This is a genomic window from Varibaculum cambriense (assembly GCF_032557235.1).
Lineage (GTDB): Bacteria > Actinomycetota > Actinomycetes > Actinomycetales > Actinomycetaceae > Varibaculum > Varibaculum cambriense_C.
In genome coordinates, this window is record NZ_JAWGMB010000001.1 from 312,495 (window position 1) to 335,181 (window position 22,687).

Annotated in this window: 20 protein-coding genes; 19 read left to right on the top strand and 1 reads right to left on the bottom strand. The window is 54.0% G+C overall.

All coding sequences use genetic code 11. From position 1 onward, the window contains the following. The first annotated feature begins 10 nt into the window (after nucleotides 1-10). The 19 genes from E6072_RS01310 (at nucleotide 11) to E6072_RS01400 (ending at nucleotide 22,095) form a co-directional block, all read left to right on the top strand. Nucleotides 11-766 carry an HAD-IB family hydrolase gene (locus E6072_RS01310; protein WP_316693235.1) on the top strand — a complete coding sequence of 252 codons (756 nt, stop codon included), beginning with the start codon at nucleotides 11-13 and terminating at the stop codon, nucleotides 764-766. Nucleotides 767-801: 35 nt separating this feature from the next. After that, nucleotides 802-1,515, top strand: coding sequence for a class I SAM-dependent methyltransferase (locus E6072_RS01315; protein ID WP_316693237.1), 714 nt, complete (start codon nucleotides 802-804; stop codon nucleotides 1,513-1,515). Nucleotides 1,516-1,804: 289 nt separating this feature from the next. Continuing rightward, the gene (locus E6072_RS01320; RefSeq protein ID WP_316693239.1) at nucleotides 1,805-3,094 is read left to right on the top strand and encodes a geranylgeranyl reductase family protein; all 1,290 of its coding nucleotides are present in this window, start codon (nucleotides 1,805-1,807) and stop codon (nucleotides 3,092-3,094) included. A gap of 103 nt (nucleotides 3,095-3,197) precedes the next feature. Next, a complete protein-coding gene (gene ndhC, locus E6072_RS01325) occupies nucleotides 3,198-3,566 on the top strand; it encodes an NADH-quinone oxidoreductase subunit A (protein WP_024059900.1) in 369 nt (122 codons plus the stop codon). Between the two features lie 21 nt (nucleotides 3,567-3,587). Continuing rightward, the gene (locus tag E6072_RS01330; RefSeq protein ID WP_024059899.1) at nucleotides 3,588-4,148 is read left to right on the top strand and encodes an NADH-quinone oxidoreductase subunit B; all 561 of its coding nucleotides are present in this window, start codon (nucleotides 3,588-3,590) and stop codon (nucleotides 4,146-4,148) included. Nucleotides 4,149-4,246: 98 nt separating this feature from the next. Next, nucleotides 4,247-4,897: an NADH-quinone oxidoreductase subunit C gene (locus tag E6072_RS01335; RefSeq protein WP_316693333.1), complete on the top strand. Its 651-nt coding sequence runs from the start codon at nucleotides 4,247-4,249 to the stop codon at nucleotides 4,895-4,897. After that, the gene (locus E6072_RS01340) at nucleotides 4,898-6,268 is read left to right on the top strand and encodes an NADH-quinone oxidoreductase subunit D (RefSeq protein WP_024059897.1); all 1,371 of its coding nucleotides are present in this window, start codon (nucleotides 4,898-4,900) and stop codon (nucleotides 6,266-6,268) included. Beyond that, the gene (gene nuoE, locus E6072_RS01345; protein ID WP_316693240.1) at nucleotides 6,268-7,062 is read left to right on the top strand and encodes an NADH-quinone oxidoreductase subunit NuoE; all 795 of its coding nucleotides are present in this window, start codon (nucleotides 6,268-6,270) and stop codon (nucleotides 7,060-7,062) included. The genes E6072_RS01340 and nuoE overlap by 1 nt, the downstream gene beginning before the upstream one ends. Next, nucleotides 7,059-8,372, top strand: a complete 1,314-nt coding sequence (nuoF, locus tag E6072_RS01350; protein WP_316693242.1) for an NADH-quinone oxidoreductase subunit NuoF — start codon at nucleotides 7,059-7,061, stop codon at nucleotides 8,370-8,372. Before nuoE ends, nuoF begins: the two co-directional genes overlap by 4 nt. Further along, on the top strand, nucleotides 8,369-10,972 hold the full coding sequence (locus tag E6072_RS01355) for an NADH-quinone oxidoreductase subunit G (protein WP_316693244.1): 2,604 nt from the start codon (nucleotides 8,369-8,371) through the stop codon (nucleotides 10,970-10,972). The genes nuoF and E6072_RS01355 overlap by 4 nt, the downstream gene beginning before the upstream one ends. Then, nucleotides 10,969-12,318, top strand: coding sequence for an NADH-quinone oxidoreductase subunit NuoH (gene nuoH / locus E6072_RS01360; protein WP_316693246.1), 1,350 nt, complete (start codon nucleotides 10,969-10,971; stop codon nucleotides 12,316-12,318). The genes E6072_RS01355 and nuoH overlap by 4 nt, the downstream gene beginning before the upstream one ends. Beyond that, the gene (nuoI, locus tag E6072_RS01365; RefSeq protein WP_316693248.1) at nucleotides 12,311-12,964 is read left to right on the top strand and encodes an NADH-quinone oxidoreductase subunit NuoI; all 654 of its coding nucleotides are present in this window, start codon (nucleotides 12,311-12,313) and stop codon (nucleotides 12,962-12,964) included. The genes nuoH and nuoI overlap by 8 nt, the downstream gene beginning before the upstream one ends. Further along, entirely contained in the window at nucleotides 12,961-13,986 is a 1,026-nt protein-coding gene (locus E6072_RS01370) for an NADH-quinone oxidoreductase subunit J (protein ID WP_316693250.1), read from the top strand. Before nuoI ends, E6072_RS01370 begins: the two co-directional genes overlap by 4 nt. Further along, on the top strand, nucleotides 13,986-14,285 hold the full coding sequence (gene nuoK, locus E6072_RS01375) for an NADH-quinone oxidoreductase subunit NuoK (RefSeq protein ID WP_022864652.1): 300 nt from the start codon (nucleotides 13,986-13,988) through the stop codon (nucleotides 14,283-14,285). Before E6072_RS01370 ends, nuoK begins: the two co-directional genes overlap by 1 nt. 15 nt (nucleotides 14,286-14,300) lie before the next feature. After that, entirely contained in the window at nucleotides 14,301-16,301 is a 2,001-nt protein-coding gene (gene nuoL / locus E6072_RS01380; protein ID WP_316693252.1) for an NADH-quinone oxidoreductase subunit L, read from the top strand. A 19-nt stretch (nucleotides 16,302-16,320) separates the two neighbouring features. After that, a complete protein-coding gene (locus E6072_RS01385; RefSeq protein ID WP_316693254.1) occupies nucleotides 16,321-17,886 on the top strand; it encodes an NADH-quinone oxidoreductase subunit M in 1,566 nt (521 codons plus the stop codon). A 5-nt stretch (nucleotides 17,887-17,891) separates the two neighbouring features. Then, nucleotides 17,892-19,469, top strand: a complete 1,578-nt coding sequence (gene nuoN, locus E6072_RS01390; protein ID WP_316693334.1) for an NADH-quinone oxidoreductase subunit NuoN — start codon at nucleotides 17,892-17,894, stop codon at nucleotides 19,467-19,469. Then, nucleotides 19,466-20,476, top strand: a complete 1,011-nt coding sequence (locus tag E6072_RS01395) for a polyprenyl synthetase family protein (protein WP_316693255.1) — start codon at nucleotides 19,466-19,468, stop codon at nucleotides 20,474-20,476. The genes nuoN and E6072_RS01395 overlap by 4 nt, the downstream gene beginning before the upstream one ends. A 197-nt stretch (nucleotides 20,477-20,673) precedes the next feature. Then, complete coding sequence (locus tag E6072_RS01400) at nucleotides 20,674-22,095, top strand: ATP-binding protein (protein WP_316693256.1); 1,422 nt, start codon at nucleotides 20,674-20,676, stop codon at nucleotides 22,093-22,095. Between the two features lie 256 nt (nucleotides 22,096-22,351). Here the strand turns inward: E6072_RS01400 and E6072_RS01405 are convergent, their stop codons facing one another. Next, nucleotides 22,352-22,639: a hypothetical protein gene (locus tag E6072_RS01405; RefSeq protein WP_316693257.1), complete on the bottom strand. Its 288-nt coding sequence runs from the start codon at nucleotides 22,637-22,639 to the stop codon at nucleotides 22,352-22,354. Between the last annotated feature and the right edge of the window lie 48 nt (nucleotides 22,640-22,687).

Here is a 22,687-nt window from a genome sequence, read left to right on the forward strand (position 1 = left end):
GGCTAGAGGCGTGAGCGGAGAACCGAAGGTAGCAGCCTTCTTCGATCTTGACGAAACCGTCATTCGGGGAGCTAGTTCCTGGATACTCACTCGTGAGCTTTTTAGACACGGATTTTTTGGGATTTCCGACCTGTTCTTTGCTGCGCGTCACGCCTTTTTCTATGTGGTGTTGGGAGAAGATCAAAAGCGTATCGAGCAGGTAAAAACCCGGGCTTTACAGGTTATGGCCGGGCATACTTGCCAAGAGATTATGGCGATCTCGCAGCGGGTATGCGACCGATTAGAGAAAAAGCTTTTCCCGCAGGCACAAGGACTGATAAAACGACATCAGGCAGCCGGGCATGATATTTGGTTGATCTCCGCCGCGCCCTCGGAACTTCCCCAAATGTTGGCTGCGCGTCTGGGAATTACCGGTGGCATCGGCACCCAAGTTGCGGTGAAAGACGGGGTTTACGAGGCGCGTCTAGAATCAGAACTTATGCACGCCCAAGGCAAGCGAGATCAGGTAGTGGCGCTGGCGGCAGAGCGGGGATACGACCTTCAATCCTGTTTTGCATATTCAGATTCCGATAACGATATGCCGCTATTAACCCTGGTGGGCAAGCCTTCGGCTATCAATCCCGATATTTGGCTGCGGGTGCGCGCTTTGCAGCGCGGGTGGCCGGTGATCGATTTTCGGCGTCGCTCCCGGATTAGTAAAGCCCTGCAAAAAGCAAAGGCTAGGCGGCATGGTTTCAACCTGGTTGGATTGGGGCAACGTTTCTGAGTAACCTGACAAATGCCTACTTAGAAGGAGCCATTTTGAGCGAAAAGCAACCACCGGCAGCCGCTGGTCTAGATAAGCAGCCTGAAGAAGTATCTGGAATGTTTGACCAGGTGGCTGCCCGTTATGATTTGACTAATGATGTGATGACTTTCGGGCAACACCGGATTTGGCGGCGCTGTCTGCAGCAAGTGGTGGCGCCGCGACCAGGGCAAAAGATTCTGGACATCGCCGCTGGCACCGGCACCTCTTCGCTGGGTTTTCACCGGGCAGGAGCGGAAGTTACCTGCTGCGATTTTTCGGCAGGCATGGTTGCGGAGGGGAAAAGGCGCCACCGCGAACTTAACTTCGTGGTAGGTGACGCCCACGACCTACCTTTCGCGGATCAGTCGTTTGACACCGTTACCTGCTCCTTCGGGTTTAGAAATATGCACGATCCGGCGAAGGCGTTGCGGGAACTGGCGCGAGTTACTAAGCCGGGGGGAAAGTTGGCAATTATGGAGTTCTCGACTCCGCCTTCATCCTTGATTGCCCGGCTATATGAGCTGTATATGCGCAACGTATTGCCCACTGCCGGACGCCTGGTCTCCTCAGATTCGGATGCCTATACTTACCTGTTTGATTCCATTTTGGATTGGCCAAACCAAGAGACTTTGGGGCACCTAATCCAAGACAATGGTTGGGGTGAGGTCTCCTACCGCAATCTAACGTTAGGAACAGTGGCGATTCATCGCGCATTTAAAGAGAGCTAAAAGCTGATTACGGGGATAACTACGAATGGTTATGACCGGGAAATATGGAGATTTTCTGAAAGTTGTATCTAATTAAGCAATAAATCCCTTGCTTAATCACTTAGAATATGTCATGGACTTAGGTCCTGGGAAAATTGGGTTTGCCAGCGTAAACCTCTGTGACTTTAGGCAAATAAAAAAGCAGGTTAGCCTAGGACAGGCGTGAGGAGACTGCCTAAAATCCTCGATTTGCTTACCTACATCAGGGTAGAGGCAGGAACGATACATGGCACGGGAGGGGCGTTCAGGCATGGCGGATCAGCTTGCAGGCGATCGCTGTCAGGTGCTGGTAGTGGGTGCCGGTCCGGCAGGGTCTGCCACAGCCTATCACCTAGCTAAAGCCGGCATTGACGTCCTAGTGCTAGAAAAATCCACTTTTCCGCGGGACAAAATTTGCGGTGACGGTCTAACCCCAGGAGCGGTTAAAGAAATTTTGGCGATGGGGATTAATCCCTTAACAGAAGGGTGGCAGCCCAATTACGGATTGAGCGTAATCGGGGGTGGGCATCGGATTACTTTGCCGTGGCCGAAAAACGGTTCCCTGCCCGCCTATGGCCTTACCCGCCAGCGCACCCAGCTAGACCAGCGGCTAATTAAACAGGCAGTAGCCGCAGGTGCTCGGCTAGTGGAAAACACCGTGGTTCAAGACTTGCTCACCGACGGTGACGGATATGCCCGCGGGGTCAGCGCTATTAAGCGCGATCCTAAGACTCGCAAAAAACAGGAAGTAACTTTCCAGGCACAATACGTGGTGGATTGTTCGGGAGCGAATGCCCGTCTCGCTTCGCGGCAAGGGCGTAGCCCCCTCAAGAATCGTCCCCTAGCGGTAGCGGCGCGGGCATATTTCCGCTCTCCCCGCGGCAACGAAACCATGATGGAATCGCACCTAGAGCTGTGGGATGGCAAACCTGGTAAATCCAATTTACTTCCCGGTTACGGTTGGCTGTTCCCGATGGGTGATGGGCTGGTCAACGTGGGATTAGGGTCGGTATCCTCGGGTGCCCAGTCCACCAAGTTGCCATATAAGCAGATATTCCAGCGCTGGGTCGCTAACCTTCCCCCGGAATGGGGTCTGACCGAAGAAAATATGGTGGGGTCGCTACGGTCTGCACCCTTACCAATGGCATTTAATCGCAAACCGGCTTACGAAAATGGACTACTTTTGGTCGGTGATGCCGCCGGAATGGTATCTCCTTTCAACGGGGAAGGAATCGCCCCGGGGATGTTCGCCGGACGGCGCGCCGCTGACGCTTTAATCCAGGCACTGGGACGTACCTCGCGGGAACAAGCAGAACTCGCCCTCCGAGAATACCCTCGTGACCTGCAAGATCAATACGGGGGTTACTACAGTTTGGGTCGCGTGTTTGTGCGCCTGATCGAGAATCCCAAAATTATGCATGCCTGTACCAAGTACGGGTTGGATAAACCGGCGCTGATGCGATTTGTCCATAAGATGCTTTCTGATGGTTATGAACGCCGCGGCGGAGTAGCCTCCGACAAGATGCTGCGAATTCTGACTAAGGTGGTAATACCGTCATGAAGAACATCGGTCAGAAAGAACAACCGAACCGGAATCTAACCGGAAACTACAGCAGTAACTTCGTCATAGCTGGCGGAGCGGATAAAAAGGATGTGGAGGCCAAATGAGTCCATCGGCATCACTGTTAATCATGGGTGCGGTCGCGATTGTGCTGGCCGTCGGCGGTCTGGTACTGTCGGCAGTTCTCGGCCCGGGGCGCAAGACCCGCACCAAACTGGCGACTTACGAATGCGGGATTGATCCCAATGTTCACGAGGACGCCCGCGGACGTTTCCCGATTAAGTACTACTTGATTGCGATGACGTTCATTGTCTTCGACGTGGAAATGGTGTTCCTATACCCGTTCGCCGTATCAATCGGGCATTTTGGTCAAGTGATGGCCATTCCGGTATTGATCGACATCCTACTGTTCATTGTGTTGGTGCTGGTGCCCTATATTTATGAATGGCGCCGCGGCGGACTGGACTATTAAGAGAGGTACAGGAGGTACAGCATGTCTTTTGATAATGAGCTGCCGGCAGGAGTCGCCCTCACCAGCCTAGACAAGTTTATGGGTCTTAACCGTAAAGCTAGTGTCTGGCCGGTGACTATGGGGCTGGCCTGCTGCGCTATCGAAATGATGGCCACCGGCACCCCGCGCTTTGATATTTCCCGTTTCGGGATGGAAGTTTTCCGTGCCTCTCCGCGGCATGCCGACCTGATGATCGTATCGGGCAGGGTTTCCTGGAAGATGGCACCGATTATCCGCAATTGTTACGATGCCATGCCGGAGCCTAAATGGGTTATTTCCATGGGTGCCTGTGCTTCCTCCGGCGGGGTATTCAATAACTATGCAGTAGTGCAAGGCTGCGACCACGTGGTGCCGGTAGATGTGTATCTGCCCGGATGCCCCCCGCGTCCCGAAGCCCTGATCCACGCGATTATGGTGCTGTGGGATCAGATCCACTACCGCACTCCTATTACTCAAAAAGAACGGCTGGAGATCGCCCGTAAAGCCGAAAAGGCGGCCTTGGAAGCGACTCCTACCTCCCAGATGAAAGGACTGTTGGCGTGAGCGAAGACGACAAGACAGTAGTCCTCCATTCCGATGTTGAGGACGGGCCAGTAGCGGTCGAGGTAACCGCCCCACGCGGTTTCACGGCCGGCTCAGATATGGGTACCCGCCACGGTCTGTTCGGGGTACACGATGATGGTGACACCACCGGCTTCACTGAAATGCAGTTGCGTCGCCAGATGCCGGCTGAAAGCGGACGTCCCTATGGATCCTGGTTCGATGAAGTCGTAGATATTTTAGAAGAACTTATCGAACAGTCTGACCTGGAAATAGCGCAGGTAATCGAGCGGGTAGTAGTCGATAATGATGAACTGACCATTTTCATCGCCCGCGAGCATCTGCCGCAGGTTGCCAGGTGGCTGCGCGACGATCAAGATCTGCGTTTTGAGCTGTGTCTTGGGGTCAACGGCGTGCACTATCCGCATGATACGGGGAAAGAGCTGCACGCAGTCTATATGCTCTATTCCGCAACCCACAATCGCCAGCTGCGCATAGAAGTTACCTGCCCGGAATCTGATCCTCGGATTCCCTCGGTGGTAGCTACCTATCCAGGAAATGACTGGTGGGAGCGAGAAACCTGGGATCTGATGGGAATTATCTTTACCGGTCATCCCGGTCTGACCAGAACTGCTTTACCCGACGACTGGGTAGGACACCCGCAGCGGAAAGACTATCCGTTGGGCGGTATCCCGGTGCAATTTAAGGGCGCGACAGTTCCGCCCGCCGATTCTCGGAGGTCATACAGCTAAATGAAATACACCGACGAAAAGAACAGCCCCCTGCTCCGAGCTGCCGGTCCCGCCCTCGACAGTCTAGTAACCGAGGACACTCCGCAATACGATCTGCATGGCGGAGACTGGGAAGAAATGGCGTCCGAAGTCGAAAAACTCGCCAATGAGCGGGTCGTGATGAATATCGGACCGGTTCACCCCTCGACGCACGGGGTGTTGCGCCTGATTGTGGAACTCGATGGCGAATACGTTCGCGACGTGCGGGTGGGAACCGGATACTTGCATACCGGTATCGAAAAGAACATGGAATACCGTACCTGGACGCAGGGCGTAACCTACTGCACCCGGATGGACTATGTAGCCCCCTTCTTCCAAGAAGTCGCCTACTGCCTGGCAGTAGAAAAACTTCTAAAGAAAACCGCTGAAATCCCGGAGCGGGCAAACCTAATCCGCATCCTAATGATGGAGTTAAACCGGATTGCCTCGCATGTAGTGGCCATTGCCACCGGTGGTAACGAGCTCGGCGCCACCACTATGATGACCATCGGGTTCAGAGGACGTGAAGAAATCCTACGGATCTTCGAACAGATCACCGGTTTGCGTATGAACCACGCCTATATCCGTCCCGGTGGGGTAGCCCAAGATTTGCCGCCTGGGTGTACCGATTATATTCGTGATCTGCTCCCCAAGACCCGCCGTGATATCAACGAGCTGCAGGATCTGACTTTGCAGAACCCGATCTTTAAGGCTCGTTTTTGTGATGTAGCTGTTTTGCCTTTATCGGGACATATGGCTATGTCTATGACCGGTCCTTCCGTGAGGGCAGCTGGATATCCTCTGGATATGCGGAAGATGCAGCCTTATTGTGGATACGAAAACTTCGAGTTCGATGTTCCCGTAGCTGACCAGTCTGATGCCTATAACCGGACTGTGGTTCGCTTCGACGAATGTTATGAATCCTTGAAGATTATCTACCAGGTGCTGGATCGCCTTGATGAAACCGAGGGCGAACCGGTTATGATTTCCGATCCGCAAATCAAATGGCCCGCACAGCTGAGCGTAGGTACCGATGGGCAAGGTAACTCTCCCGAACACATCAAGGAGATCATGGGTAACTCCATGGAGTCCCTGATTCAACATTTCAAGTTGGTGACCGAAGGCTTTAGAGCACCGGTTGGCCAGGCCACCCAGCTGGTGGAACATGCTAAAGGCGTAATGGGGGTACACGTGGTCTCGGATGGGGGCACTCGTCCCTATCGGGCGCACTTCCGTGACCCCAGCTTTGCTAACCTGCAGTCCTTATCCCTAATGGCACAAGGCGGTACGATCTCTGACTTGATCGTAACGCTGGCCAGTGTGGATCCCGTCCTGGGAGGTGTCGATCGCTAATGAGTTTTTACGATTTTGAGGTCGAGCAAAAGTTCCGCGCCGAAGCAGCGGAAATTATTGCTCGCTATCCACAGGGGCACGAACGCAGCGCAATGATCCCATTGCTGCACCTAGTGCAGAGCATCGACGGATACGTCACCGCCAACGGCATCGGACTAATCGCCGATATTCTTAACTGCCAGCGCGCGGAAGTGAGCGCGGTTGCCACCTTCTATACCCAGTTCAAACGGCACCCTAACGGCGAATACACCGTGGGGGTATGTACGAACGCCCTCTGCGCCGTCCTCGGCGGGGATAACATCATGGAGACTCTAGAAAAAGAACTAGAGGTCGGAAATGATGAGACTACCGCCGACGGAAAGATTACTCTCGAGGCACTCGAATGCAATGCTGGCTGTGACTATGCGCCGGTAGTTATGGTTAACTGGGAGTTCTTCGATAATCAGACTCCCGAATCAGCGGTGCAATTGGTGCGCGATATTAAAGCTGGAAAGCCGGTGCATCCCACGCGAGGATCCGAAGTGGCTCCTACTTTCAAAGAGGCCAGCCGGATTCTGGCAGGATTCCCTAATCCCGAGACTGCAAATCAGGGCGTGGCTGCCGGTCCCGCCAGTTTGTGGGGACTAAAAGTAGCCGAAGAACAAGGTATGCAAGCCCCTGACCCCGAGCAGTTTGGAGAACCTGAAGCCGCTCAGGCTGGAGATACAGCTTCGGGTGCAGCTGCTAATCAGGCCGGAAAAGATCCGGTCGGCAAGGAGCATTCCTCTGCTGATCATAAGGAGGCGGACAAGTGAGCGAAAACGGAAAGTCTGAGATCCGCCGGGTTCCGCTGACCCCGATTATCACTAAACAGTATCGGGAGCCGGAGAGCTGGACGCTGAAGGCCTACCAGAAAACTGGCGGTTACGCCGGCCTGGAAAAAGCCAAGCAAATGGAACCGGCGCAAATTCTGGATGCAGTTAAGCAAGCCGGCGTGCGCGGACGTGGTGGTGCCGGTTTCGGTACTGGTCTGAAATGGTCGTTCCTGCCGCCTGATGACGGCGGTCCGCGTTACCTTACCGTTAACTGTGACGAATCCGAGCCGGGTACCTGCAAAGATATCCCGATGATTTTGGCTAACCCGCACGCGGTTATCGAAGGGGTGGCGATCACCTGTTTGGCTATCGGTTGCGATCACGCTTTTATCTATATCCGTGGCGAAGTCGTTCACGCCTATAACCGCCTGCTAGTGGCCATTAAAGAGGCTGAAGATGCCGGGTTGTTGGGTGATCTGAAGTTGATTGCCCACGCCGGTGCCGGTGCCTATATCTGTGGGGAAGAAACTGCACTGCTGGATTCTCTAGAGGGCAAGCGGGGTCACCCCCGTTTGAAACCGCCCTTCCCGGCAGTCAAGGGGCTCTATGCGCGGCCTACGGTAATTAACAACGCCGAAACCATTGCCCAAGTATCCACGGTGTTCCGTAATTCGGTGGAATGGTACGCCTCGATGGGTCGCGATAAATCCCTCGGTTACGGAATGTTTAATCTGTCTGGTCACGTTAAACATCCGGGTCTATATGAGGCACCGTTTGGGATTACCATGCGCGAGCTGCTGGAATACTCCGGTGGGATTCGCGAGGGGCACGCCTTAAAGTTCTATACCCCGGGTGGATCCTCGACTCCGTTATTTACTGCAGATGACCTGGATGTTCCCCTAACTTATGAGGACGTAGCATCCGCTGGTTCCATGCTGGCCACCCGCGCCCTGCAGGTCTTCGATGACACTACTTCCGTAGTACGGGTGATTAGCCGTTGGACTGATTTCTACCAGCATGAATCCTGCGGTAAATGTACCCCGTGCCGTGAAGGTACCTATTGGATGAAACAGATAATGCACCGCTTAGAGGCCGGCAAAGGTCAAGAGGGCGATGTAGACCTGCTTTACGATATTGCCGGTAATATCGCTGGACGCAGCTTCTGCGCCCTCGGTGATGCCGCGGCTACCCCGGTGCGTAGCGGAATCGATAAATTCCGCGAAGAGTTCGAGGCCGGATATACGACTCCCTGGTGGGAGGCATTCCCGCCCGCTGCCTCGGAGGTTTTTAATAAAGGAGGCGCCCTGTGAGTGAGCAAGTCCAAATCAATATTGACGGCCAAGACATTGAGGTCGCTAAAGGTACACTGCTAATTCGCGCAGCCGAAAAACTAGGAATTCATATTCCGCGGTTCTGTGACCATCCGCTGCTAGATCCGGCAGGAGCCTGCCGGCAGTGCCTGGTAGAGGTGGCGATGCCGGGGCGTGATGGGGTGGTTCGCCCTATGCCCAAGCCCCAACCGGCCTGCACTATGACCGCAATGGCCGGAATGGAAATAAAAACTGCTGCCACTTCGGAAGTAGCAGAGAAAGCCCAACACGGGATTACCGAATTCCTGTTGATTAACCACCCCCTGGATTGCCCGATTTGCGATAAGGGCGGGGAATGCCCACTGCAAAATCAAGCCATGTCGCATGGCACTTTGCATACCCGCTTTAGTGATGAAAAGCGGCTGTGGCCAAAACCGGTAGAGCTAACTAGCCAAATTCTGATTGACCGGGAACGCTGCGTACTGTGTCAGCGTTGTGTACGGTTCGCTAACCAGATTGCGGGCGACTCGTTCATCGCCTTGCAAGGGCGCGGGGGCGGTTCCTCGCCTCGTGACGACCACGATTTCATGGGTGAAAACATCGGCGCTTTTGACCAGGAGATCTTGGGAATCTCCGATTCTGACGGCTCTCAGCCGACTCTTCGCCTCAACCCCGAGGCCGCGGCGCTTTCGGATTCTCACGGCAAACCTGCTCCGCTTTCCTCCCCGGCTGCCATTGGCGCCGGCGTGGACGAGAAAGACCAGGCAGGCAGACTGTTTAGCTCTTACTTCTCGGGCAATATCATTCAGATCTGTCCGGTAGGGGCACTGACCTCAAAGCGTTATCGCTTCCGGGCGCGGCCTTTCGATTTGGTTTCCACCCGGGGAGTCACCGAACAGGACGCTTCTGGTTCTGCTTTGCGCACCGATATTCGTCGTGGAGCCATCACACGACGGCTAGCGCAAAAGGATCTGGAAGTAAACGAAGAGTGGATCACCGATAAGGATCGTTTCGGTTACCAGTGGCAGTTCCAACCGTCCCGGATTAAAACTCCGCTGGTGCGCGAGGATGGCAAACTGGTTCCCACCTCTTGGTCGGATGCTTTTGATCGTGCCGCGAAGGGACTGGCAGCAGCCGGGAAAGGCAAAGTTGGTTTCCTGCCCGGTGGCAGGCTAACTTTTGAGGACGCCTACACCTGGTCCAAGTTTGCCCGCGTTGTTTGCGGAACTAACGATATTGATCAGCGCACCCGCGCGGCTGGCCGGGAAGAAGAATCTTTCTTAGGTGCCTATTTCGCGGGTGCAGGAATGCCAGTAACCTACTCTGACCTCGAAAAAGCCGGTCAAGTGCTATTGGTTGGTTTCGAACCTGAGGACGAATGCGGTGCCGTATTCCTGCGGTTGCGTAAAGGGGTACGCTCCGGGAGCGTAAAGGTAGCCACAGTGGCACCTTTCGCCTCTCCCTCCTCGGTAAAGACTGACGCTACCGTGCTGTTTGCAGCTCCCGGAACTGAGCCGGAAGTAGTAGCCAATGTAACAGCTGAGGCCGAAGGGGACTTTGGTACAGTTTTTGCTGGTCTGCAAGGCGAGGGCGCAGTAATCGTCGTTGGCGAACGCGCTGGTACCGTTCCGGGCTTACTAACAGCAGTTAATGATTTGGCTGCTCGCAGTGGAGCCCGGCTAGCTTGGATTCCACGCCGCAGCGGCGAACGTGGGGGAGTAGAAGCCGGCGCTTTACCCGGCTTGTTACCCTTTGGACGCGATGCGCGGGACGCGGAAGCCCGCAGTGATCTAGCTGCCGCTTGGAATGCGCAACTGCCAGATACGCCTGGACGTGACACGCAGAAGATTCTAGAGGATGCCTGCAGCGGGGAGCTATCAGCACTGGTGCTCGGCGGTCTAGACTTGCGCGACCTGCCAGATCAGAAGTTAGCTCAAAAAGCCTTAACTGCGGCCTCCTTCGTAGTTTCCCTGGAAGTTAATCTCACGCCGGCCGCCCAAGCAGCGGACGTAGTATTCCCGGTGGCGCCAGTTTCGGAGAAACCCGGCACCTTTATTAACTGGGAAGGGCGTTTGCGTCCCTTCGGACAAGCCCTGGTTTCCCAAGACATGCCGGACTGGGAAGTATTAAACAAGCTAGCTCAAGTGATGGGTGTGGAATTGGGGATTGATTCCCTCAAGTCCCTTTACGCGGAAGCTAATGAACTTATGGACTGGGATGGCAAACGGGTAGCGTTCGAAGGTGCCACCCCTGCCGAGTTGGTAACTCCCCCCAATAAGCAAGTGGTGATCACTTGCCATAAGACTCAGATCGATGAAGGCCTTTTGCAGGTGGGAGCCACCGATATGCAAGCGGCTGGGCGCGCTTCGTTTGCGCGTATCAGTTCGGAAACTGCGCAAGAGTTTGGTATCCAAGATGGTGACGCTATCAGCCTGAAAACGGATAGGGGACAAATCCAGCTGCCTGTGGTACTAACCAAAATGCCGCAGCGTGTGGTGTGGGTGCCCGAATGTTCCACCGGCTCACACGTGTATGAATCTTTGGGCGTCACCAGTGGCGCCTTAGTCCAGTTAGAGCCCAATGCGGAGGTGCAGCAGTGAATACCACAATCCTGCTAAGCGCAAATAGTACTGGTGCCGCTGATTTCAGTAATGACACCTGGTGGATAACCTTAATCAAGGCGGTTTTCATCGTGGCATGGCTGATTATCAGTGTGATCATGGCCCTGTGGGTGGAAAGGCGCGGCCTGGGTCGGATTCAGACCCGGCCAGGACCGAATGTTCACGGTCCACTGGGGCTTTTCCAGGCGCTAGCCGATGCCGTCAAGCTACTAACTAAAGAAGATATCTTCAAACGGAATGTAGACAAGGTGCTTTATCTACTGGCACCGGTTATCACCGCCGCCTGTGCCTTCTGCATCTACGCGGTAATTCCTTTCGGCCCCGATCTGCATTTTGGGAGTTTTTCGACTCCTATGCAGCTGACCGATTCTAATGTGGCGGTGCTTTATATGCTTGCCGTTGCGGGATTAGGAGTTTACGGCATTATCCTCGGCGGCTGGGCGTCCAATGGGCACCTGCCGCTTTATGGTGCAACCCGCTCCGCCGCGCAGGTGATCAGCTACGAACTGGCAATGGGAATGTCTCTGGTATCAGTGTTCGTAGTTTCCGGTTCCATGAAAACCTCGGAGATTGTGGCCGCCCAAAGCCCCATGTGGTGGTGCGTCGCCCTCTTCCCTGCTTTCGTAATCTACGTAATCTCGATGATGGGCGAAGTTAACCGCTTGCCTTTCGACCTGCCCGAATGTGAGGGCGAGATCGTCGCGGGTCATATGACCGAGTACTCTTCGATGAAGTTCGCCTGGTTCTACTTGGCGGAATACATCAACATGTTTAACGTATCGGGGATCTGCGTGACGCTGTTCCTGGGTGGTTGGCGTTTCCCCGGTGGGGATGCCATTCTCGGGGGCGCGCTCAACAGCGGACTTTGGCCATTCCTGTGGTTTGGAATCAAGGTCTGGGCGGTCATGTGGTTCATGATTTGGGTACGCGGCACCCTGCTGCGTGTTCGCTATGACCAGTTAATGATGCTCGGTTGGAAGATTTTGCTGCCGGTATCGATCGCCTGGATGGTAGTGGTGGTCGTGATGCGGGTAGTTACCGTCTACGGAATTGGCAGTATTTCGCAAAGAATGATGGCGATTGCGGCAGTCTTTATAGTTGCCCTCATCATTATTTGGATAACCGGGGGCAAGGCCGATCGCAAAGCCCTGGAAAAGCAAGCTCAAAAGGAAGCCACAGCCAGCGAACCCTTTGACGCTTTCAAAGGCGGATACCCGGTGCCGCCTCTGCCAGGGCAAGTACTACCTCCCAGTCCGCGTGCCGTAGTGCGGGCAAGTACCAGGGAAGATTACCTGGTAGCCAACGAAGGGGAATCAAATGAGTAAACGCAATCCCACCAGGGAAGACATGAGCTTTGAGCCCGATGAAAAGGGTGCGTTAGGCGAGTTTTTCGCTCCCGTAGCCGGATTCGGAGTTACTTTCCGCTCTTTCTTCCGTCCCACGGTAACTGAGCAATACCCCTATGAGGCTCCGCATGTGCAACCACGGTTTCACGGCCGCCATCAGCTGAACCATTATCCCGATGGCTTGGAGAAATGCATCGGATGTGAACTGTGTGCCTGGGCATGCCCCGCGGATGCCATCTATGTAGAGGCCGCCGCCAATACTCCCGAGGCGCAGTATTCGCCCGGGGAGCGTTACGGCAGGGTTTACCAAATCAACTATTTGCGTTGTATTTTCTGCGGAATGTGTATTGAAGCTTGCCCCACGCGAGCTTTGACGATGAGTAACGACTTTGAGATGGCGGATTACCATCGCGAAACTATGATCTACGAGAAAGATCAGATCCTGGCTCCGCTTGAGGACGGGATGCTTGCCGCTCCGCACCCCATGGTGGAAGGAACCACCGATGGTGATTATTACCGAGGAAAGGTGACCGGTGTGACCCAGGCACAACGTGATTGGGTTGCCGAGCATCGTCCAGAAGATCCGACTCATACACAGTCGGGGGTTAAGGAGGTTCAGCAATGACATTGCTAGCCCAAGCCGCAGCTACAGATTTTAGTACGGGACAAACCGTATTCTTCTGGGTCACGGCAGTAATCATGGTGGCGCTAGCGCTCGGCGTGCTGTTTTGCCGAACCGCAGTACACTCTGCGGTATGTATGGTGGGGGTAATGCTCTGCCTAGCAATGATGTACGCCTCGCAGGGAGCCTACTTTATTGGGGTAGTGCAAGTAGTGGTTTATACGGGCGCAGTCATGACCTTGATACTGTTCATTATCATGATGGTGGGGGTCGCTGCCTCGGATAACTATCTGCGTACTCGCCGTTTCTTGCGTTGGAGCGCAATTTGTGCGGGCGCTTTCGGAGTGATTTTTGTGGCAGTTGTGCTATTCAAGGCCTATCTACCGAAGTTTGGTCAAGTTCCGGATATGCCTACTGCTTCACCGCAAGGTGCCACCGATTCTAACCCGGTCAAGATCGCTATGAGCCTGTTTACCGAGCATATTTACACTATGGAAGTTATCGGCTGTCTGCTGATTATTGCGGTAGTCGCGGCGGTTTCGCTAACTCACGGCGATCGTCTCCATAAGCTGTTTAAACAGCCAGAGACGGCGCAGGCTCGGATGGAGGATTATGCTAAACGGGGTATTCATCCCGGTCAGCAGCCGGCCGCGGGTGTTTATCAAACTACTAACGCCACCGACACTCCCAACATTTCGGGAGAGGATCAACGTCCGATCGTCAACTCGGTTTCCCCGGCGCTGCGTGCCCGCAACGCTGACCGCTCGCTAGGTGAAGCTGCACCGCACTTGGTAGAGAAGATTCGAGCCGATCTCGGGGCGAACCCCGCGCAAGGGGTACACTCTACTGCGGCCTCGAAAGCAGTCGCTAAATCTGGAGCCTGGGGGATGGACGGACAAGATGCGCCTAGTGGATTGAACTCCCCTAAGACCCGGGTAGTCACCCCCAAGATTGAGGGAACGCCCCCCAACGATCCGCCGGCAGCATCCCAACTGGATGCCTCACAAACGGAGGTCAGTGAATAATGTCTTTGACTTCATATCTAGTATTGGCAGTCATACTCTTCTTCATCGGTGCGGTGATCGTTTTAACTCGCCACTCGGCAGTAATCGCCCTGATGGGAGTGGAATTGATGCTGAACTCCTGTAACTTGATGCTGGTGACTTTCTCCAATATGCATCAAAACATTGAAGGGCAAGTGATGGCCTTCTTCGTCATGGTGGTAGCCGCCGCAGAAGTGGTGGTAGGCCTGGCGATCATCGTCTCGATCTTTAGGACGCGCCGTTCGACCTCGGTCGATGAAGTGCGTTTGATGGGACGCTAGGGGGTATAGAAAGTAATGAACTCGTTGTTGCTAAATACCGCGGCAGAACAAATGGCAAATGTGTCGGCTACGGGACTAGCGGAATACGCTTGGCTAATGGTGGCTATTCCACTGTTATCTTCCGGTTTCCTGCTGGTATGTGGTCGGGCTACCGATAAATGGGGACACTGGTTAGCAGTTGTTGCCTCCTGGAGTTCTTTCCTGATCGGCTTTATTATTTTCTGCCAAATGATCGGGCAGGCACCAGCTGAAAGATCGATTTTAGCTCCGGTGTTTACCTGGTTTAAGGCCGGAGGCGGAAATGAGACCATTGAGCTTTCCTGGAATCTACTCCTGGATCCGCTCTCGATGACTTTCGTACTCCTGGTTACGTTTGTGGGTTCCTTGATCCACGTCTATTCCGTGGCCTACATGGAACACGATCCAGATCGGCGACGTTTCTTCGCCTATCTGAACTTCTTCGTGGCCTCGATGCTGACGCTGGTGCTTTCGGATTCCTATGTGGCGTTGTTCTTCGGTTGGGAGGGCGTCGGCCTGGCATCCTACCTGTTGATTGGCTTCTGGAATCACGAACTAGCCAATGCGGTAGCAGCTAAGAAAGCCTTCGTAATGAACCGGGTCGGTGACCTGGGTCTGTTGCTTGCCATGATGGCCATGTACGCGGAATTTAATTCCATGAAGTTTGTCGATGTCCTGGGAGCTTCGCGCTCTGGGGACATGACCGCTGGTTGGGCTACCGCCATCGGGCTGTTCTTGCTACTGGCTGCTTGCGGTAAATCCGCGCAGTTCCCGCTGCAAGCCTGGCTCGGCGACGCTATGGCCGGCCCCACCCCGGTGTCAGCCCTTATCCACGCGGCTACCATGGTTACCGCCGGTGTGTACTTGATTGTGCGTTCGGGGGCTATCTTTGTGGCCTCTCCGACTGCCCAGCTCTGTGTGGCAATCGTGGGAGCGATTACCTTGTTGTTCGGAGCAATCGTGGGGTGCGCCAAGGACGATATGAAGAAGGTACTGGCCGCCTCTACTATGTCCCAGATCGGGTATATGATGCTCGGTGCTGGTTTGGGTCCCATCGGCTGGACCTTGGCTATCTTCCACCTTTTCGTACACGGATTCTTCAAAGCCCAATTGTTCCTAGGTGCCGGCTCGGTAATGCACGCTATGAACGAGCAGGTCGATATGCGCCGGTTCGGGGCTTTGCGAACGGTGATGAAGGTTTCTTGGATCTGTTTCGGTATCGCCTGGTTGGCGATCTTGGGGATCCCCCCGTTCTCGGGTTTCTTCTCCAAAGAACCGATTATCGCAGCTGCCTTTAACTCGGCGGCTTTTGGAACCACCGGGGCTTGGATCTTCGGATTGATAGCCATGGTGGGCGCGGGAATCACTTCTTTCTATATGTCGCGGCTGTTCTTCATGATTTTCCATGGAGAAAAGCGGTGGACAACCGAATTTGACGGTGGCAGCGATGTGCATCCACACGAAGCTTCCTGGTTGATGAACGGACCGATCGTGGTGCTGTCAGTATTCTCTCTGGCCATGGGGATGGTCTTGGGCTTCACCGAGAAATTCACCCAGTGGCTCGAGCCAGTTACTGGCACTGCAGCCGCTACGGAAAACGCTTCGGTTTCAGTGCTATCCCACGCCGCGATTTCGGTAATCACCTTGATCCTGGTTCTTTGCGGGCTGGCCTTGGCGTTCGTAATGTACGTTCGCAAGCCGGTACCGAAAGTTGCTCCGGCCTCCAACGCCCTGGTGGAAGCAGCTCGAGTGGATCTGTATCAGGACACCGTTAACGAGTCGGTCGCCATGCTGCCGGCACAACTACTTACTGTCGGGGTTGGAGGCGCTGACCGCGGTCTCATTGATGGCATCGTTCGGGGTATCGCCTGGTGTGCTCAGGCTTTGGGACGTGCCGTGAGCCATGCACAAAATGGCTACATTCGTGCATACGCCAGTTACATTCTGGGCGGTGTGCTTTTAGCCCTGGTCCTAGTTGTCGGAAGCCAATTGGTTTAGGGGCAGGAGGAAAAGATAAATGGAGATTACAGTCTTGAACTCAACTTTCCCGGTGCTAACGCTGCTAGTACTGCTACCGGCGCTGGCGGCTTTGGCGCTGTGGTTGATAAAGCCTACTCGGATTGCCGCGCGGCAGATCGGTCTCGCAGTATCAGCCTTAGTTTTGCTAGGCACCATTTACCTGGCACTGAATTTTGACTACGGTAAAGCGGCCGCCTACCAGTTCGCAGAAACTCACAGTTGGATTCGTGCCCTGGGAGTTTCTTGGGCGCTGGGGGTAAACGGCCTCGGACTGGCAATGCTAGTACTTTCGGCACTGCTCACTTTGATCGTGCTGATCGCTTCGGCTCGTGACCTCGAGGGCGAGAACAAACCTTACGATGATGCCGGGTATGTGGGTCTTACCTTGGCAACCCTGGCATTTATGATGCTGATTTTTGCAGCTCGTGACGTATTCGTTTTCTACTTGGCGTTTGAAGCCATGCTAGTGCCCATGTTCTTCCTGATTGGTCGCTATGGAAATGGGGCAAAACGTAAAGCCGCAGCTATGAAGTTCCTGCTGTATTCGCTGGCAGGCGGCCTGGTGATGCTAATTGGTATCGTGGGAATCTATGTTTATTCTCCGCTGGCCGCGGCCTCTAACGAGCAGCACGCCAGCCTTTACCTGATAGAGAACCTGTCCGGAAAGCTGCAAGCTAGCCCCGGGGTAGAAATGGCGTTAATGATCAGCTTCTTTATTGCGTTCGCGGTCAAAGCGCCGATGGTGCCAGTACACACCTGGCTAGCAGACACCGCCGAGAATGCCCGTCCGGGAACCTCCGCTCTGCTAGTAGGAATCCTAGATAAAATCGGTACTTTCGGGATGATTACTTTATGTTTGACCATCTTCCCGAATGCCTCCCAGCGAGCCGCCTTGGCTTTCATCATCCTGGCCGTGATTTCCGTAATCTGGGGTTCACTGGCGGCTTTGGCGCAAAAGGATCTAATGCGCCTGATTTCTTTCACCTCGGTAGCCCACTTTGGCTTGATGGTGCTGGGTATCTATGTTGGCAACACCGTGGCGCTGGCTGGTGCCATGGTTTATATGGTGGCGCACGGCCTATCGATCGCCGGTATGTTCCTGATTGGCGGGTTCCTCACCGAGCGGGGACATAGCCAAGACATTGAGGCTTACGGCGGTATGCAACGAGTGACCCCGCTGATTGCCGGTACCTTCTTAATCTCCGGATTAGCCGCCATTGCCTTGCCCGGTCTGTCTGGTTTCGTGCCGGAGCTAATGGTACTGATTGGTACCTTCCGCCTCTACCAGTGGGCAGCAGCGCTCTGCTTGGTGGGAGTAGTCGCGGGCGCGGTTTATGTGCTTTTGCCTTATCAAAAGATTTTCACCGGAAAGGCTCCGGAGCATCGTAAGGCGATTAAGGATTTGGATAACCGGGAACGTTGGGGAGTTGCGGCTCCGTTGATCGTGCTGATGCTGGTGATTGGTTTGCATCCACAACCGTTGGTTGATCCGATGTCACAGGTTGCCGATCAGGTGATTGTCACCCAGGATGTGGCGTTTCAAGTAGAAGGGACCGGAAAGTGAGCTTAATGAACGCTACCGTGATTAATGACTTTAGCGAGCTCGGTTTTAACTGGGCGCTAATGGCTCCGGTATTGGTGGTGCTTTTTGGGGCAATCATCGGGATTCTGCTAGAGGCATTCGTACCCGTAAAACAGCGTTGGAGCGTGCAATGCGCCTGGTCAATTGCTGTAGTTGCGGTTGCCCTGCTGGCTTTTGCACCCTCATTTGGGGCCTTCGATCTACAAACTGGTCAGCGGCTAGTGCGCGGAGAATTAATCGTGGATGGATTCTCCATGTTCTCCCAGCTGCTGATGCTGATTGTGGGATTGCTGGCGCTGCTGCCGATGATTGATCGTACCGGCAACCGGGTTTCTGCTTTCGCTGGACAGCCCTCGGATATTCCCGGTTCTTTCCAAGAAGAACAGACTGAAAGACGCGGCTACCAGCGCAGCGAGGTGCTGCCGCTCAGCCTATTCTCCCTGGGGGGAATGATGATATTCCCCATGGCAAACTCGATGCTCACTTTGTTTGTGGCACTAGAGATTATTTCGCTGCCCTTATATGCGATGAGTGCCATGGCGCGCTACCGCCGCCTCCTCAGCCAGGAAGCTGCGCTTAAGTATTTCGTGCTGGGAGCATTCGCTTCGGGGTTCATGCTCATGGGTATGTCTTTGCTATACGGATACTCCGGGTCGCTGCTGCTGGATCAATTGGCGCTAGCTATTCCCTATCGAGTAGCTTCTCCGACGCTACTGATGACGGGTGCCGCCCTGATGATGGTGGGCTTGCTCTTCAAGATTGGTGCTGCGCCTTTCCACGCTTGGACCCCGGATGTATATCAGGGTGCGCCTACCCCGGTGACGGGTTTTATGGCTGCGGGCGTTAAGGCGGCGGCATTCCTAGCGATGCTGCGCTTCTTCTCTACCGTGGTGGTGCAGTTCGAGGCCAACTTCAAGCCCTTCTTGTGGACGGTCGCCATTTTGACCATGGCGGTCGGTACCTTCTTCGGTTTGGTGCAAGATAACATCAAACGGATGCTCGCCTACTCCTCGATTGCACATGCTGGCTTCATCTTGATTGCCTTCACTAAGGGAGCCTTAAACGCGAATGGGGCAGTCTTGTTCTACCTGCTTACCTATGGGATCGCTACTATTGGAGCTTTCGCGATCATCTACCTGGTTCGCGTTAGTAACGAGGACGGGGTCGCGACTGCGGAGCAACACTCCATGTCCGCTTGGGCTGGTTTCGGTAAGACTCACCCGGTTTTGGCTGGCTGTATGATGCTCTTCTTGCTGTCTTTCGCCGGGATCCCACTGACTGCCGGGTTTGTGGGTAAATTCCTAGCCTTTAGTGCTGGTGTGCAAGGTGGGGCAACTGCGCTGGTTATCTGTGCGGTGATTGCCTCTGCGATTACTGCCTTCTACTATTTCCGCCTGGGTAAGATTATGTTCCTAGATCCGGTGGCAGAAAACACTACGGTAGCTCCCCATGCTGAGATCACTTATGTGGCTATAGGCATGTGTGCTCTCTTGACAGTGCTTCTGGGGATTTTCCCGGGATCAGTTCTCGATATTTTACAAAATACCGCTATTGTTATCCCGTGAGTAACTTGTCCCAGTCGCGTATCGACGAGCTCGAAGATCAAATTTCCGATGGCCTGGCTCAGGTGGAGGAGCGCCTGAGCCAGGTACTATCAGATGACCGCGGGGTGCTCGACGATATTGTCGGACACTTGGCGAAAGCCGGTGGCAAAAGAATGCGTCCCGGTTTGGTGCTCCTGTGTTCCCATCTGGGTGAGCGTCCTTCCTCTGAACAAATTCTGCGTGCCTGCGTGGTAGTCGAGCTTACCCATCTGGCTACTTTGTACCACGATGACGTAATGGATTCGGCTCCCACCAGACGCGGGGTGAACGCCGTGCAACGCGTGTGGGGTAATAACCGTGCGGTACTGGCAGGCGACTTAGTCTTTGCTCGCGCCTCACAAGTGGTTGCCACTTTAGGTCCGGAAGCAGTGATGCAACACGCCGTAACTTTTGATCGTTTATGTCGCGGGCAATTGAACGAAACTTTCGGCTCGGAAGCCGGTCAAGATCCGGTGGAGTTTTATATCCAGGTGCTGGCGGATAAGACTGGTTCTTTGGTAGCGCAGTCGGCACGCTTTGGCGCGGAGCTGTCCGGGGCTCCCGAGGTTGTGACGGAAGCGGTAGTCCAGTTCGGTGAAAAGATCGGGGTAGCGTTCCAGTTGGCAGATGACGTTATTGATCTGTCCTCTGATAGCGCAGATTCCGGGAAAACTCCGGGCACGGATTTGCGCGAGGGCGTAGATACTATGCCGATTTTGTTGCTGAGGCAGGACGCGGCGCGCGGAGTTCTCGATGAGGACGGGCAAAAGATTTTAGCGGAACTTAGCCGAGGCACATTGGTTAGCGACGATTCCGCACTGGAGCAGGTAGTGCAAATGCTGCGGGCACATTCGGTGCTGGAACGTACCCGGCAATTGGCTTTTTGCTGGTGTGAGGATGCGAAGGCAGCGATTGCATTTCTTGAAGATAACGGAGTTAAAGCGGCGCTGGAAAAGTTTGCCGACAACTTGGTTGATCGTATTGCTTAAGTGGGGAGAGCGCCTTAGCGCGGTTGACGCAAAACAACGCTGACTGCCTACTGGAAAGCTACTGGAAAATATTACCTTTCCAGTAGGCAGGCGAAAAAGAAGTGACTACCTGCGGAAATATGCTACTGGAAAATCTACTAGAAAATTACTGGAAAATTTTCCAGTAGAATATATGAAGTGGCATATATACTCAAGAAATGACGCCAAACAATATAGACGCTATTCTTGCTTCCAATATTGAGGAGCGTACCCGACAGTTATGCTTGCGGGACGAAGATCAGTGGTTTGAACGTAAAGCGATAGAAGTCTCCCCAAAAACTTTGGCTCACACTTTGATTGCATTCGCCAATGCTGAGGGTGGTACCGTCATTGTGGGAGTTAAAGACCGAAAGATCCAGGATTTAAACCGGCAAACTAAAAATATTAACGAACTGCGGATGACTCCCGGTACTCAGTATTGTATTCCGCCGATTGATTGTGAGGTTACGGAAGTAGTAACTAGCTCCCAGGGCGGAGAATCTAGATTTGTACTAGCTTTTTCGGTCGCTCCTAGTGGGCAAGTACATTATGGAACTGACCATAACTGTTACCTTCGCCGTGGTGACCGTTCATTGCGTCTAAGCGCGGATGAAATTCGCCGTTTGGAATATGATCGAGGAGCTAGACAATTTGAAGCTGAACCTGTCCGCGACCTCACGGTGGATGATTTACCCCTGAAAAATATTGCTCCCTTCTTAGAGGCTACTGGCGCTACTCGCGGGAAGGAGCACCTGCTTCGTTCGCGTTCACTTTGCGATAAGTATGGACACATCAACAATGCGGCATATCTGTTATTTGCTGATTCTCCGCTTGTGCTCCTCCCGGGAGCGTATATCCGGGTATGTCGTTTCCAAGGAAATGAGCGGTTGACTGGCAAGAGCCAAAACATAGTTTTTGATCAGCGAACAGAACTTCCCATCCCTCAGGCTGTTGAACAGGCGGTACAGTGGATTGACGGCGTAATGCCTCGACGCCGCGCCTTGGGACAAGATGGCAAGTTCGCGGATTTTCCGGTTATTCCTCAGGGCGCTTGGTTGGAAGGACTGGTAAATGCAGTTATCCATCGTGCCTATGACCTAATAGGAGATGGGATCAGGATTGAAATATTTGATAATCGGATTGAAATTAGCAACCCGGGTAGCTTTCGAGATAGAAGGCTCGCCTCCCGAGATCCTCTAGAAATAGCCCGATATGCGATAAATCCTAGAATCGCGCGCACTTGCTGCGACCTGGGGTATGCCCAGGAACTGGGAGAGGGCATTAAACGTATATTTTCACAGATGAAAGAGGCCGGATTGGCTGACCCGGAATACCGGCAAGAACCTATGCATGTGATCCTAACTTTGCGGTATCAGCCGCGGCTTAAAGGGGTAGAGGGGGAGCTTTCGCGTAGCACAAAAGCAGTTATGGCAGCTTTAAAAGCCCTCGGAGGCTCCGGAGGAACCGGCGATATCGCTCAGTTTGCGATGCTTACCCGACCAACAACGCGGGCGGCTTTGAAAGATTTGAAAGACCTAGGACTAGTTTCTTGGCAAGGGAAAAGTGCGCGCGACCCGCGGGCAACTTGGCATTTAAAGTAGAACATAAGTGCCCTTGCCCGAGCCCAACAGACTGGTGGAACCATAGTAATTACTAGCTGCTGTAAAGCTACTGGAAAATATTACCTTTCCAGTAGGTAGGTGATAAAAGACTGGACTACCTGCGGAAATGAGCTACTGGAAAACCTACTAGAAAACTACTGGAAAATTTTCTAGTAAAACCAACGAGTGAGTTCCAGCAAAGCTAACAACCGGGGTAAGGGTAGAGCCGTCCTCGAAACCTGAAAATAAGAGAGCGTTAGAGGCGGTCAATAAATTCGGTGGCAACGTCCTCGGGTACGCCCTCTTGGCGCATCACGTCCCGGATCGCGTCCCAGCGTTGCAGGCGTCCTTGATCACGCATCTGGCGTAGCTTATCGCGATCGGCTAGTGAGGAAGCCAGCAGATTATCTACGCTGCCGATTTCCTGTTCGAAATGAGATTTGCGGGCGCGGTCGCGGGCATTTAGACCTCTTACACTGCGAGCCACCAGGAATACTAGCGCTGCGCCACAGAGAACAAAACCGATCGTCAGTAAAACACTCATGCGGCGATTGTCTCACTTCGCCCTGAAGTAGTCCTGAAAACGAACTGA

Bases quoted from the DNA above. Each gene is read 5' to 3' on its own strand.
- E6072_RS01320 (WP_316693239.1), top strand. From the start codon at position 1,805: ATGGCGGATCAGCTTGCAGGCGATCGCTGTCAGGTGCTGGTAGTGGGT.
- nuoN (WP_316693334.1), top strand. From the start codon at position 17,892: ATGAACGCTACCGTGATTAATGACTTTAGCGAGCTCGGTTTTAACTGG.
- nuoI (WP_316693248.1), top strand. From the start codon at position 12,311: ATGAGTAAACGCAATCCCACCAGGGAAGACATGAGCTTTGAGCCCGAT.
- E6072_RS01405 (WP_316693257.1), bottom strand. From the start codon at position 22,639: ATGAGTGTTTTACTGACGATCGGTTTTGTTCTCTGTGGCGCAGCGCTA.
- nuoE (WP_316693240.1), top strand. From the start codon at position 6,268: ATGAGTTTTTACGATTTTGAGGTCGAGCAAAAGTTCCGCGCCGAAGCA.
- E6072_RS01400 (WP_316693256.1), top strand. From the start codon at position 20,674: ATGACGCCAAACAATATAGACGCTATTCTTGCTTCCAATATTGAGGAG.
- E6072_RS01330 (WP_024059899.1), top strand. From the start codon at position 3,588: ATGTCTTTTGATAATGAGCTGCCGGCAGGAGTCGCCCTCACCAGCCTA.
- ndhC (WP_024059900.1), top strand. From the start codon at position 3,198: ATGAGTCCATCGGCATCACTGTTAATCATGGGTGCGGTCGCGATTGTG.
- E6072_RS01370 (WP_316693250.1), top strand. From the start codon at position 12,961: ATGACATTGCTAGCCCAAGCCGCAGCTACAGATTTTAGTACGGGACAA.
- E6072_RS01335 (WP_316693333.1), top strand. From the start codon at position 4,247: ATGGGTACCCGCCACGGTCTGTTCGGGGTACACGATGATGGTGACACC.
- E6072_RS01340 (WP_024059897.1), top strand. From the start codon at position 4,898: ATGAAATACACCGACGAAAAGAACAGCCCCCTGCTCCGAGCTGCCGGT.
- nuoK (WP_022864652.1), top strand. From the start codon at position 13,986: ATGTCTTTGACTTCATATCTAGTATTGGCAGTCATACTCTTCTTCATC.
- nuoL (WP_316693252.1), top strand. From the start codon at position 14,301: ATGAACTCGTTGTTGCTAAATACCGCGGCAGAACAAATGGCAAATGTG.
- E6072_RS01385 (WP_316693254.1), top strand. From the start codon at position 16,321: ATGGAGATTACAGTCTTGAACTCAACTTTCCCGGTGCTAACGCTGCTA.